At 68.6% G+C, this 1,744-nt stretch carries 1 protein-coding gene and 1 pseudogene; one reads left to right on the forward strand and one right to left on the reverse strand.

Annotation, left to right across the window (positions count from 1 at the left end; translation table 11 throughout):
- The first annotated feature begins 301 nt into the window (after positions 1-301).
- A pseudogene (fdhA, locus tag ABZU75_RS46305) lies at positions 302-1,567 on the forward strand (formaldehyde dehydrogenase, glutathione-independent).
- 65 nt (positions 1,568-1,632) lie between these two features.
- Here the strand turns inward: fdhA and ABZU75_RS46310 are convergent.
- The coding region (locus tag ABZU75_RS46310) for a transposase (protein ID WP_355569940.1) at positions 1,633-1,744 on the reverse strand (112 nt) is incomplete at its 5' end.

Raw genomic sequence — 1,744 nt, forward strand, 5'->3', positions numbered from 1 at the left:
TGTCTCGCTTGATGGTTGACACTCTGGCCTCGCTTGATGCTTGACACCTTGATCGTCTTCTGTGCCTGCTCGTGGCGTTGTCTGCGCTTCGGGGGAGGCCGGGGTGGCACTGGTGGAGTTGTGATGTTCCCCGAGGTGGCGCTGAAAACAGCGGGTATATGGTGGAAAACGGACAGTGAGCCATTGTCTCCGGTCCGGACTCGGCCGTCACAGCCCCCTCGTAGCCCCCCTCGCGGGCGACGACCGGCTGCTCCACCGGGCATCACGCGGAAGGGCGCCACGAGGGAACACGGAGGACGTCATGCCGAGCAACAGAGCCGTCTCCTACCGGGGGCCGGGCAAGGTGGAAGTCCAGGACATCGACTACCCCGAGTTCGAGCTCAAGGACGGCCCGGGGGTCAACCCCGCCAACGTGGGCCGCAAGGTGCCGCACGGGGCGATCGTCAAGACCGTCGCGACGAACATCTGCGGCAGCGACCAGCACATGGTCCGCGGCCGCACCACCGCGCCCGTCGGCCTCGTGCTCGGCCACGAGATCACCGGAGAGGTCGTCGAGGTCGGCCCGGACGCGGAGTTCACGAAGGTGGGCGACCTCGTCTCGGTGCCCTTCAACATCTCCTGCGGCCGCTGCCGCAACTGAAAGGAGGGCAAGACCGGGATCTGTGAGAACGTCAACCCCGACCGGCCGGGCTCGGCGTACGGCTACGTCGACATGGGCGGCTGGGTCGGCGGGCAGGCCCAGTACGTCCTGGTGCCCTATGCCGACTGGAACCTGCTCAAGTTCCCGGACAGGGACCAGGCGATGGAGAAGATCCTCGACCTGGCCATGCTCACCGACATCTTCCCGACCGGCTTCCACGGCTGTGTCACCGCCGGGGTGAAGCCGGGATCGACTGTCTACATCGCGGGCGCGGGCCCGGTCGGGCTCGCCGCGGCGGTCTCGGCGTTCCTCCTCGGGGCCGCCGCGGTCATCGTCGGTGACCTGAACAAGGACCGTCTGGCGCAGGCCCGCAGCTTCGGCTGCGAGACCGTCGACGTGTCACGGGGCGAGCCCAGGGACCAGATCGAACAGATCCTCGGCGTGCCGGAGGTCGACTGCGGTGTCGACGCCGTCGGCTTCGAGGCGCGCGGCCACGGCGCCGATGCCGGACAGGAACGCCCGGCCACCGTGCTCAACTCGCTCATGGAGATCACCCGAGCGGGTGGCGCGCTCGGCATCCCCGGCCTGTACGTGACCGGTGACCCGGGTGCCCACGACGAGGCGGCGAAGCAGGGCTCGCTCTCCCTCCGGCTCGGCCTCGGCTGGGCCAGGTCACTCTCCTTCACCACGGGCCAGTGCCCCGTCATGCGCTACAACTACTACCTGATGCAGGCGATCCTGCACGACAGGGTGCAGATCGCGAAGGCGGTCAACGCGGTGCCGATCCCGCTGGAGCGGGCACTCCAGGGGTATCAGGACTTCGACCAGGGCGCCGCGTCCAAGTTCGTGCTCGACCCCAACGGCATGCTCGGCACGAGGGGGCAGCGATCCGTCACCGACTCCGGAACCCGCGTGCGGGCGGGGTGAAGCGGCAGCGCGGGAGGGTCGCCAAGGCCCCGGGCGGTGCGGTGACCGGTAGGTCGTCGAGCGGCTCAGTCCGGGCGTTTCTGGTTTTCGATGTACTCCTTGATGACGCTCAAGGGTGCGCCGCCCCAGGAGGCGGCGAGGTAGGACGGCGACCCGAAACGGCCCCCCCAAAGGTAC

Origin of the sequence: Streptosporangium sp. NPDC005286 (genome assembly GCF_040607515.1) — a bacterium.
Lineage (GTDB): Bacteria > Actinomycetota > Actinomycetes > Streptosporangiales > Streptosporangiaceae > Streptosporangium.